Annotated in this window: 6 protein-coding genes and 2 pseudogenes; 3 read left to right on the top strand and 5 right to left on the bottom strand. The window is 62.0% G+C overall.

The features are described 5' to 3' along the window. Nucleotides 1–91: 91 nt before the first annotated feature. A complete protein-coding gene (locus FA90_RS18860) occupies nt 92–862 on the bottom strand; it encodes a TSUP family transporter (RefSeq protein ID WP_036171427.1) in 771 nt (256 codons plus the stop codon). A gap of 153 nt (nt 863–1015) precedes the next feature. Here FA90_RS18860 and FA90_RS18855 point away from each other — a divergent pair. Beyond that, nucleotides 1016–2085, top strand: a pseudogene (locus FA90_RS18855) (iron-containing alcohol dehydrogenase). Between the two features lie 19 nt (nt 2086–2104). Here the strand turns inward: FA90_RS18855 and FA90_RS18850 are convergent. Beyond that, a complete protein-coding gene (locus FA90_RS18850) occupies nt 2105–2920 on the bottom strand; it encodes an alpha/beta fold hydrolase (protein WP_036176333.1) in 816 nt (271 codons plus the stop codon). 186 nt (nt 2921–3106) lie between these two features. Then, a pseudogene (locus FA90_RS25860) lies at nt 3107–3896 on the bottom strand (GMC family oxidoreductase); the annotation flags it as partial. Between the two features lie 1590 nt (nt 3897–5486). On the opposite strand from FA90_RS25860, the gene FA90_RS18840 reads away from it, so the two are divergent. Continuing rightward, on the top strand, nt 5487–6272 hold the full coding sequence (locus FA90_RS18840) for a 5'-methylthioadenosine/adenosylhomocysteine nucleosidase (protein ID WP_036171424.1): 786 nt from the start codon (nt 5487–5489) through the stop codon (nt 6270–6272). A gap of 156 nt (nt 6273–6428) precedes the next feature. Here the strand turns inward: FA90_RS18840 and putA are convergent, their stop codons facing one another. Next, complete coding sequence (gene putA / locus FA90_RS18835; protein WP_036171422.1) at nt 6429–10076, bottom strand: trifunctional transcriptional regulator/proline dehydrogenase/L-glutamate gamma-semialdehyde dehydrogenase; 3648 nt, start codon at nt 10074–10076, stop codon at nt 6429–6431. 265 nt (nt 10077–10341) lie between these two features. On the opposite strand from putA, the gene FA90_RS18830 reads away from it, so the two are divergent. Continuing rightward, entirely contained in the window at nt 10342–10797 is a 456-nt protein-coding gene (locus tag FA90_RS18830) for an Lrp/AsnC ligand binding domain-containing protein (RefSeq protein ID WP_036171419.1), read from the top strand. 24 nt (nt 10798–10821) lie between these two features. Here FA90_RS18830 and FA90_RS18825 read toward each other — a convergent pair whose 3' ends face one another. Beyond that, entirely contained in the window at nt 10822–11802 is a 981-nt protein-coding gene (locus FA90_RS18825; RefSeq protein WP_036171414.1) for a LysR family transcriptional regulator, read from the bottom strand. Between the last annotated feature and the right edge of the window lie 111 nt (nt 11803–11913).

Raw genomic sequence — 11913 nt, 5'->3', positions numbered from 1 at the left:
ACCATCGTAAGCACGCCTCGCTATCTGGGAGCACGGCAGCGTCACATGCGCTCAAAAGCTTCAGTCCGCGGGACTGTTTCACGTGAAACAGTCACCACCCGAGACGCACGAACGAATCGTATCCCGTCTTCAAGATGAGCAACATCACCACGACCAGGAACAGTTTGCGCACGAAGCCGCTCCCGTGCTTGAGCGCCAATTGCGTACCGACCAGCGAACCGCCGATCTGGCACACGGCCATCATCGCTGCCAGCTTCCAGATCAGATGGCCGCTGAAGCCGAACCACAGCAAGCCCGAGATATTGCACGCCACGTTGACAACCTTCGCAGCCGCAGAGGCGCCCAGAAAGTCGAAGCCGAAAAACCGCACGAACAGGAAGATCAGAAAGCTGCCGGTTCCCGGTCCAAAGAAGCCGTCATAAAAACCGATCGCCGCGCCGACCCCGACCGCCAGCCAACGCTCCTTCATCCCGCTGTGCAGCGGCGCGTGCACGCTACCAAAATCCTTCTTCTTGAACGTGTACACCGCGACCGCCACCAGGATCAAGGGCAGCAAGCTGCGCACGAAATCCGCCGGCACGCGTGTCACGGTCCAGGCGCCGAAGAAGGCGAGTCCAAACGCAGCGATCGCCGCCGGCGCCGCTGTACTCCATGCCACGCGCACCCGGCGTACGTACTTCACTGCCGCGACCGTTGTGCCGCACATCGAGGCAAGTTTATTCGTCCCGAGCAAGGTCGCTGGTATTTCCTTCGGGTACACGGCGAAAATTGCCGGAATCTGGATCAACCCTCCTCCACCGACGACGGCATCGACGAGACCAGCAAGGAAGGCCGCACAGGCCAGCAACACGAGATCGGACATGGGAGCACAATCGAACGAAAAGCGCCATTGTACGCCGGGGAAAGATGCTCGCCGTAACATGCCGACCGCCGGCCGCCTCGCCGCCTTGCCGAGCTCTGGAGTGAGCTTGAGTGGCCCCGTACCGCATCCGAAGGAAAACTCGCGATGAGGAGCATCCCTGCGTTCGGCTTCAGCACCGTGGCCAGCCTGGTATCCGAACCCGGCGCCAGTGCTCGTCTCGGGCAATTGGTCGCCGAACGCTTTCCTGCCGTTCGCCGTGCCCTGGTCTTGACCGATGCCGGCTTTCTGCGCACCGGCCTGGTCGAGACACCGCGCCTGAGCCTCGAGCAGCACGGCATCCAGGCGGCCATCTTTTCCAGCGTGGTGGCCGATCCGCCGGAAGCCGTGGTCCATACCGCCGTCGAACTCCTGCGTGCGCACCGCGCCGACATCGTGATCGGTCTCGGTGGCGGCAGCTCGATGGACGTTGCGAAACTGATCGCGTTCCTGGCCGGCACTGGGTCCAAGGTCACCAACATCGCCGTCGTCACCACCGGGGAGACCGCCAAGATGGGCATGGTGTCGCCGCAGCTGTACGCCGACCTGGCCGTGCTCGACGCCACGTTGACCCCGGGGCCTGCCGCCGGTGGTCACGGCCGCGACCTGCATCGACGCGATGGTGCATGCGATCGAAGCGTTTACCAGCAAGCACAAGAAGAACCCAATGTCGGACCTGCTGGCCAGGCAGGCATTACAGCTGCTGTCCGCGAACCTGGTCAACGCCTGCGAAAACGGCCGCGACCTCGACGCGCGTCAGGCCATGCTGCTCGGGGCCTGCCTTGCTGGCCAGGCATTTTCGAATGCGCCGGCGGCGGCAGTGCACGCCTTCGCCTACCCGATCGGCGGCATTTTTCACGTGGCACACAGGCTGCCGAATTCGCTCACCTTGCCGCACGTGCTGCGTTTTAATATGCCGCACGCAACGGCTCATTATGCCGAGCTGGCAGGGGTGGTCATGCCGCACGCCATCGGCAGCCAGGAGCACGCGCGCAGGCATTGGTCGTTGCGATGGAACAGATCGCCACCGTGACCGGTATCGAACAGACCTTACAGCAAGTCGGCATCACCGAAGCCGACCTCGACCGCCTGGCCGACGACGCCATGCTCCAGACTCCCTTACTGCCAACAATCCGCGCGAGCTCACGCGGGCGGACGCGTGCGCAATCTACGCCACTGCTTTGTAAGTGGAAATGGCCGTTCGCATCAGACCGGCGACGCGCGGCTGCCGAGGAAATCAAGCAGCAGCGCATTCACCCGCTCGTGCGCGGTCAACTGCAGCCAATGGTCGGCGTCGCGGATTCGCTCGAAGCGGAATCCGCTCTCGACATAGCGTGCCGAGTCTTGCATCTGGCGTTCGCCGAGTGCTGGATCGCGGTCGCTCCACAGGCCCATCACGGGCACTTTGACCCGTGGATAACTATGTGGAAAACTCATGTTGAGGTTGGCCCTGTAGTAGTTCAGCGCAGCCGTCAAACGCCCCGGTGCGGACAGGTCGCGCTTCCAGATTTCGGCCTGTCCAGGCTCGCTCGTAAATTGCCTCAACAAGAACCAATCCCCAGCGCGCAAGGCATGTTCAGCGATGCCCGGCAAGACGAATCCGAGGACATAGGTCATGCGCAAATGTTGCAGCAATCCAGCCTGTGCAATTGCCGATGGGTGGCCTGTGGACAACGTAACGAAACGCTCGACGCGCTGCGGCACCAAGGCCGCGATTTGCCAGCCGATGATCCCACCCCAATCGTGACCGATGAGCCGTACTTTCGGGATCTCGAGCGCATCCAGCAAACCAATGATATCGCTGCGTAATTTGACCAGCGTGTAATCGAAGACACCGCCCGGCGCCTCGGTACGGCCGTAACCACGCAGGTCCGGCGCCAGCACGCGATAGCCGGCTGCGGCCAGCACGCCGACCTGCTTGCGCCAGACGGCATGGGTGTCGGGAAACCCGTGCAGCAACAGGACCGGCGGCCCTTCGCCGGTCGTGGTCACGTGCATGCGCAGTCCGTTCACATCCAGCATCAAGGATTCTTCGATCACCTTGCCCTCCTCCGTTCCAGCCGTGCGAACCATTTTACCCGGCTCATTTCCAGGCGGCGCACCGGGTCTCGACCTTGGTCGTGTAGGCCTGGTCGCCCGGGATCGTCGCCACCACACGGTAATAATCTCACGGCGCTTTCGTTGCTCAAGTCCCAGTACGAGACAGGTATTTGCCTTCCGTCGAGTGTCCGCCGTCTGGTCCGATGCGATCCATTGCACCGCCTGCTGGGCGATCATCAGGGTCGGCGCATTCGTGTTGCCGGAAGTGATGGTCAGCATGATCGGCGCATCGACCACGCGCAGGCCGCGTACGCCTTTTACGCCCAGGCGGCTGTCGAACACGGCCGGCGGAGCGTCGGGTTGGCCCATGCGGCAGGTGCCGACCGGATGAAAAATCGTGATGCCGATGTGGCCGGCGGCTTACATCAGCTCGTCTTCGGTGCGGTAATGCGGCCCCGGCTTGCATTCTTCCGGCCGGTATTTCGCCAGCGCCGGCGCGGCGACGATACGGCGTGTCAGCGCAAGCGCGGCCGCGGCCACTTGCCGGTCTTCGAGTGTGCTCAGGGAGTTGGGCGTTATGTTCGGTAAATTGCACGCCGACACAACTTTTAGGGGCTGGCTCGCCTTCGATCAATAGCCGTTCGACGTGGCAGCCGGTCACGATCGTCAGATTCGGGCGGTGCGCCGCCGGTCTTGCAAATACTTTTGCCGTGTTCAGGCGGATGCCGCGGCGCTGATTGACCTCGAAACAGGCGCAGCCGGCATTGTCTCCACTGTTGAAATCGCCGACCGGCGCGATGCCGTTCTCGGCCGCGGCGGCGCGGAAGGCGTCGAGGATTTTCCACGATAAACGCAGGCGCTCGACGCGCCGCTCACCGCCGCTGCCGTGGATGGCGCTGGCGCCGGCGTAGTGGTCTTCGCTGCGTTTGAAACTCGGCAGCACCTGGTCCCAGCGCCAGGCCGGATGCCTCTCTTACGCCAGAAAGGCGTGCACCAGGACTCGGAAAACATCGACGGCGTGGACCGGCATGGACACCCTCGCATCGTGATTCGGCTAAGTCAGCTCTTGAATCAGCTTACCAGAGGACAGGTTCAATCTTGCAAAAATGAGCCCTTCGGTGCGGGTTTATCCGCTGTGGATAAGCATTTGCATATCCACAGGGACCGATTGTGCGAAAACGTGGTTTTTTACGCAGACCAAAATCTTGTCCAGTTTACTTACTCCGCAGATACAATGGCAGCCCACTGCCTTATGCCGCGCGTAAGCGTTTGATCTTGTGGACAAAACCAGCTTTATCCACAGATGAGTGCCAACGTTAACTATTACCACTATTCTGTATACAAGCTTTTGTTGGTAAACCTGAGAAGCCTTTTCAGGCCGTGGCATCCGCCAGCGGCAAACCGCCATTGCCGACGCTGTCGCTTCGTTCATGCGAACTGCAGAACGAGTGACATTGGCTGGTGAAAAAATTTCGTCGACTTCGGACAAGCTAGCGCTGCGTCAATGTCTCGACGTCGGTGAGGCCGATTTCTGACCGGCCAGCCTCCGCGATGAGCTGAAGACAAGGTTTGGCAAGCAAAATCATGGTCGCTGTGGATAAGCTCATGTATATCCACAGGAACGAATGTGTGAAACTGGCCGACTTCTCTGCGGCCGTTTTTTTGTCCAGTTTTGATCCCAGCCGCACACAGGCCTTGTCCAGCCGCTTGGAGCGTACGTAAACCCTTGAGCTTGTGGAGTAAACCGGCGTTATCCACAGTTCAGGCGGCGTTTACTATCACTACCAATTTGTATACTTCTTCTTATTTATATAAAACAAAGACGCTGGCGCGCTGCGCGCAACCCGCGTCGCGCTCGAAAAGGGGCAAAAGCAAGAAAAACAAGGAAAGCGAGAGAAGCAGGAAGAACGTCGATGCTGCCTACGCCAACACGCTGCCTACTCGAGACGGGCGTACGATTTGCTGGCCGTCTGCATGAGATCGATGAAGCGATCTGCAATCGCTGAGGAAGCCGGGACAAGCTCGAAGCCGTGACCGCTGGTCAAGCTGCAGGCCTGCACGCGGTGATTTGTCTGCAAAAAAAAAACGGCCAGCCAGCTGTGGCGTCAAGACAGCGCTGTCGACCTGCACACTCGGATTGTTCACGGCAAGACATCGTCCTGCTTCGCTCTTGCAAGCCCTGTCCGCCAAAATCTTTCAGCCTGCACAACAAAAACTGCTCCTCAACGTCTGGACTGTGGACAAACCGCTGCATATCCACAGCATTCGATGTGCAGAAACCGAGCTTTGACGGCTCGGCCGTTTTTTGTCCAACATCGATGCAAGCCCGATACAATGTTTTTCCAGCCGCTCCGTGCGCACCTAAACCCTTGAGCCTGTAGACAAATCCTGGTTTATCCACAGCTGGACAGGCGTTTACTATCACTACCAGTTTTTATATACATTCTTTTGTTTACATAACTTAAATGCGAAAACCGGTGCACAGGCATGCAACACCGCCCTGCACGCCTTTCAAAAGCCACCAGAAACGACAATAAAAGGAAAAAGCATGCGCCTTGGCATCATCAGTGCCTTGCACGAAGAACAGCAGGGGCTCGTAGAAGCCATGCACAGCCCCCACAAGCTCATGCACGGTATGCGTGAGTACTTTGTCGGACGGCTGTGGAAAATCGACGCTGTGTGTGTTTTATCGCGAATTGGCAAGGTTGCCGCTGCCATGACCGCGACAACGCTTGTGGAGAAGTTCGGTGTTACCCACATCCTGTTTACGGGTGTGGCTGGCGCCGGCGATGCCGGGATCCGTGTCGGCGACATCGTGGTGGCCGAATCGCTGGTTCAGCACGACATGGATGCCAGTCCCTTGTTTCCGCGCTATGAAGTGCCATTGACCGGTTTGACGCAGTTCCCGACGGACAGTTCAATGGCGCTAGAACTCGCCAATGCCGCGGCGCGTTTTCTCGACAACGAGCTGGCCGGCACGATCGACGCTCAGGAACGCGCCGTGTTCGCGCTCGATGCGCCGCGCCTGCACCGTGGCCTGATCGGCAGCGGCGACCAGTTCGTCAACGAGCGCGAGCACGTCCAGAGCCTCAGCAAGGCCCTTCCCGGGCTGCTGGCGGTCGAAATGGAGGGCGCTGCGGTAGCCCAGGTGTGTTTCGAGCTTGGCGTCCCCTACGGCGTCCTGCGCACGATTTCGGACAATGCCAACGAAAACGCGGCCACCGATTTCATGCGCTTCGTGAAATCGGTGGCCGCGCGCTATGCGTTTTGTATCGTCAGGCAGTTTTGCCTCGGGCATCAGGCGAGTAAAGTGTCGGCCGGTACGTCGTCGTAGCCCAGGTCGCGCGCCGCGACCGCGTGCGTGACCTTGCCCTGGCAGACATTCAGGCCATTTACGAGGTGGCGTTGTCGCGCAGCGCCGCTTTCACAAAAACAAACGCCGCGGTGCAGGCATAACCTACACCGCGGCGCGATCGCCATCTGCGCCGGCTTACAGGCCGAGCGTCATCAGGCTTGCGTTACCGCCCGCCGCGGTCGTGTTGACGCACAGCGCGCGCTCGGCCACCAGGCGCCACAGCGCGATCGGCGTGCCCTGGCGGGTGTCGACGATGCCGACGATCGCGCCCTGGCGTGCCGCCAGCTGGGCCAGCAGATTGCCTTTCAGGCCGGTTTCGACCAGCGCCAGCTGGACATCGTGATCCTCGAGCTCGGCTTCCGACACGAAACGGATGCGTTCTCTCACCTGGGCCGGCAGGCTGGTCAGCACCTTGTCGCCGTCGTCGGCCAGCACCAGCGCGCGGTTGCCGGTGACGAACACCGCAGCCAGCTGGTTCAGCAGCGCAGCCATGCCGGTGGCGGCGCACAGCACGGCGCCGCGCGGCACGAACGCGAGCTGGTTGCGCTCGCCGGTCGGGCCGGGCAGATCGAGCGTGACGCCATCCAGCGTCGTGTCGAGGTAATGCGGCGCCAGCGCCAGCACGTCCTGCTGGTTGTCGCTGCGCGCCCAAGCCAGCAGGGCCTCGAACACCGGATTGCTGCGCGGCGGGTGTTGCAGCAGCGGCGGCGCATTTTTCTGCAGGCGTTTCAGGTAGAGCGGACCGCCGGCCTTCGGGCCGGTGCCGGATTTGCCTTCGCCGCCGAACGGCTGCACGCCGACGACCGCGCCGACGATGTTGCGGTTCACGTAGATGTTGCCCACGTGCGCGCGTGTGGTGATGAAGTCGATGGTCTCGTCGATGCGCGAGTGCACGCCCAGCGTCAGGCCGTAGCCGGTCGCGTTGATGGCATCGACGACCTGCGCCAGCTCGCTGCGGCGATAGCGCACGACGTGCAGCACCGGACCGAACACTTCGCGCTTGAGTTCGGCCAATGAGCCGATCTCGAGCACCGTAGGCGGCACGAAGGTGCCTTGCGCATCCAGTTCCGCCGACAGATTCAGCGCAAAATATCCCTTGGCGGTCGCTTTCATGCGCTCGATGTGGGCCAGCAGGTTGTTGCGCGCTTCGGCATCGATCACCGGACCGATGTCGGTCGCCAGGCGGTCCGGCACGCCGACGCGCAGTTCCTGCATCGCGCCCTTGAGCATCTTGATGGTTTTATCGGCGATGTCTTCCTGCAGGAACAGCACGCGCAGCGCCGAGCAGCGCTGGCCGGCGCTGTCGAATGCCGAGCTCAGCACGTCCTGGACGACCTGCTCCGGCAGCGCCGAGGAATCGACGATCAGCGCGTTCTGGCCACCGGTTTCGGCGATCAGCGGAATGTCGCAGCCTTCCTGGATCGCGCGCTCGGCCAGCGTGCGGTTGATCAACTGGGCAACTTCGGTCGAGCCCGTGAAAATCACAGCCTTGACACGCGCATCTTGCGTCAGCGCAGCACCGACGGTCTCACCGCGGCCCGGCAGCAGCTGCAGTGCGCCTTTCGGCACGCCGGCTTCGTGGAACAATTGCACCGCGCGATAGGCGATCAGCGGCGTCTGCTCGGCCGGCTTGGCGAGCACCGTGTTGCCGGCCGCCAGCGCAGCCGCGACCTGGCCGGTAAAAATCGCCAGCGGGAAATTCCACGGGCTGATGCAGACGACCGGGCCGAGCGCGCGGCCATTGCCGGCCGTGCGGATCTCGTTGGCGTAATAGCGCAGGAAATCGACCGCTTCGCGCACTTCGGCGATCGCGTTCGGCAGCGATTTGCCGGCTTCGCGCACGGCCAGCGCGATCAGCTCGCCGAGGTGCTGCTCGAACAGGTCGCCGACGCGCGCGATGATCTCGGCGCGGTCGCCGGCCTCCAGCCCATCCCAGCCCGGCAGCGCGTCGCGCGCCGCTTGCAGCGCGGTGTCGACGTCGCTGACGGTCGCTTCGGTCACTTGGCCGACGATGTCCGCCGATTGCGCCGGGTTGATGACGTTCAGTGCGCCGACCGCTTCCAGCTGGCCGTCGACCAGCGGAGACGCCAGGTACTGGCGCGCGGCGCCGAGTTCCTGCGCCAGGCCGGCGAGCACGTTTTCGTTGGCCAGGTCCAGGCCGCTCGAGTTCTTGCGGCCGTCCGGATACAGATCGACCGGCAGCGGGATGCGTGGATGCGGCAGGCATCCGGCGGCGCGCGCCTGCTCGAACGGATCGGCCAGCAGGCTGTCGATCGCGATGCTTTCGTCGACGATCTGGTTCACGAACGAGGAATTGGCGCCGTTTTCCAGCAGGCGGCGCACCAGGTAGGCCAGCAGCGTCTCGTGCGAACCGACCGGCGCGTAGATGCGGCAGGCTTTACCCAGGTTATTGGCGCCGACCACCTGGTCGTACAGCGTTTCGCCCATGCCGTGCAGGCACTGGAATTCGTAATTGCTGACGCCATCGGCTTTCGCCCACGTATAGATCACGGACAAGGTGTGCGCATTGTGGGTAGCGAACTGCGCATAGATCACGTCGGTATTGGCCAGCAGTTTGCGCGCGCAGGTCAGGTACGACACGTCGGTGTAGACCTTGCGCGTGTAGACCGGGTAGCCGGACAGGCCGTCGACCTGGGCGCGCTTGATCTCGGCATCCCAATACGCGCCTTTGACCAGGCGCACCATGAACTTGCGGCCGCTGCGTTTCGCCAGGTCGACCACGAAGTCGATCACGAACGGGCAGCGTTTTTGATAGCCCTGCACCACCAGGCCGATGCCCTCGAAGCCAGCGAGTTCCGCATCGAACGCCAGCGCTTCCAGCATGTCGAGCGAGATCTCGAGGCGGTCGGCTTCCTCGGCGTCGATGTTGATGCCGATGTCGTACTGCTTGGCGAGCAACACCAGCTTGCGCACGCGCGGCAGCAGTTCGCTCATCACGCGCGCATATTGGGCGCGGCTGTATCGCGGGTGCAGCGCCGACAGTTTGATCGAGATGCCTGGGCCATCCTTGATGCCGCGGCCGTTCGAGGCCTTGCCGATCGCGTGGATCGCGGCTTCGTACGAGGCGTAATAATGTTCCGCGTCGAGCTCGGTCAGCGCCGCTTCGCCCAGCATGTCGTACGAATAGCGGTAGCCGCGCTTCTCGTTTTCCTGGCTGTTTTTAAGTGCTTCGCCGATCGTCTGGCCGGTCACGAACTGGTTGCCGAGCATGCGCATGGCGACATCGACGCCCTTGCGGATCAGCGGTTCGCCGCCCTTGGCGATCATGCGCGTCAGTGCGGCGCGCAAGCCGGTTTCGCTGTTGCTCGAGACCAGCTTGCCGGTGATCAGCAGGCCCCAGGTCGCGGCATTGACGAACAGCGACGGCGATTCGCCCAGGTGTTTTTTCCAGTCGCCGCGGCTGATCTTGTCGGCGATCAGGCGGTCGGCAGTTTCGTGGTCGGGAATACGCAGCAGTGCCTCGGCCAGGCACATCAGTGCGACGCCTTCCTCGGACGACAGCGAAAATTCGTGCATCAGCGCGTCGACGCCCGACGAACGCGTGCGTTTTTCGCGCACGGCCGAGACCAGGCGGTGCGCCAGCGCATGGGCGTCGGCATGCGGCCGCGCGCCCTGGCCCAGCAGCCATTCCACGGCCGTGGTTTCGTCACGGCGATAGGCGGCGGTGATCGCGGCGCGCAGCGGGGTCTGTTCGCGCCGGGTTTCGGCCTGCAGGGCGTCGAAGGGAACGAAAGTGATGGCCGGGGTGGCGGCAATGTTCATGGGTTGAATTCAGAGAGAGGATGAGGAAACGACCGTTTGGCCACACAGCAAAACGCGCCGTACCGGTTGCCCCGGCCGACGCGATTCACGATGAAGGATTTTGATTCGATTGTAGAGGGAATTCTTCTGGATTAATTCTGTTTTTACAGAAGACTAGCAATAGATAGTTTTTGGTGGGAGAATTCCACCAAATAAAATTTACGGACTGGGGCCGCTGCCAAGAGTGGCAACGCCAGGTCCCCCGGGTATAGTGGAGAACTAACTGATGCTGGACAAAATCAGCAAGAAAATCCTGGCCGAGCTACAAAGCGATGGCCGGATCAGCAATGTCGAACTGGCGGCGCGCGTCAACCTGTCGCCGGCGGCCTGCCTGGAGCGCGTGCGCAAGCTGCACGAGTCCGGCTACATCATGGGCTATACCGCCCAGCTCAATCCACAATTGCTGGATGTGTCGCTGCTGGTGTTCATCGAGGTGGTGCTGGACCGCACCACGCCGGAAGTGTTCGACGCTTTCAAGCAAAGCGTCCAGCTGATCCCCGAAGTGCTCGAGTGCCACATGGTGGCGGGCGGCTTCGACTACCTGGTCAAGGCGCGCGTCAAGGACATGGCGGCGTACCGCGAATTCCTCGGTAAAACCCTGCTGCAAAAAGGCGTGCGCGAAACGCACACCTATGCGGTCATGGAAGAAGTCAAGAATACCACCAAGCTGCCGATCAAATAAGCGACCGCTCGCCTTTGCGCTGGCTCAGGCGATCTTTTCCATCTTGTCGTGCGTCTCGGACTCCTGCGGCAGCGTCTTCTTGGCCGCGGCCGACATGCTTTCGAGATTCTTGCGCAGCCAACGGTGCGCCGGGCTGCGGCCGTCGCGTTCGTGCCACAGCATGTCCAGGTGCACGGCCGGCAGCTGGAACGGTAATTCTCTCCACACCAGCGCATCGGCGGCGCCGGTGGAGGCGATCAGGTGCTTAGGCAGCACCGTCACCAGGTCCGAGTTGGCCACCACCCGCCCTGCCGTAAAAAACTGGTTCACGGTCAGCAGGATGCGCCGCTCGCGGCCGATCTGGGCCAGCGCCTCGTCGACCAGGCCGTGGGCGCGGCCGGAAAAACTCACCAATAAATGATTCGCCGTGCAATAGCTGTCCAGGTCGAGCTTGCCCTGGGCCAGCGGGTGGTTCTTGCGCATCACGCACACGTATTCGCCCGAATACAGGCGCTCGTGACGGATCGGCGAGCCGGTTTCGTACGACAGCTGGGCTGCCACACCGGGGAAAAAGCCGACGGCCAGGTCGATGTCGCCGCGCAGCAGCATCGGCCGCGGCTCGCGCGTGGTCAGCGGCACCATGCGAATGTTGACGCCGGGCGCTTCCTTTTCGATCGAGCGCACCAGCGACGGCAGCCACAAGGCGGCGGTGGCGTCGGCCATCGCCAGGCGGAAAGTGGCCTGGGCCTTGGATACGTCGAAGGTTTCCGGCATCACCGCCGCCTCCAGCGCGGCCAGCGCCTGGCGCACGGCCGGCCACAGGGCTTCGGCGCGCGGGGTCGGTTTCACACCGTAGGCGGTGCGGATCAGTAATTCGTCGCCCAGGCTTTCGCGCAGGCGTTTGATGGCGTTCGAGACCGCCGGCTGGGTCATGGCCAGGTGACCGGCGGCGCGCGTGAGATTTTGCTCGGTCATCACTGCGTCGAAGACGCGCAGCAGGTTCAGGTCAAGCGTGAGAAAACTCATGGGGCTCCATTCGGCACGAACTTGTCTATGCAGTTGTCGATGACAGCAAGTGTAACCGATTCCATTCACAAACAGCATAAGCACTATCAGTGAACATGATTAGATTTATAT

The sequence above is a fragment of the Massilia sp. 9096 genome (genome assembly GCF_000745265.1).
Taxonomy (GTDB): domain Bacteria; phylum Pseudomonadota; class Gammaproteobacteria; order Burkholderiales; family Burkholderiaceae_D; genus Telluria.
Note: the sequence above shows the minus strand (reverse complement) of the source record. Positions and strands in the feature narration are given on the sequence as shown.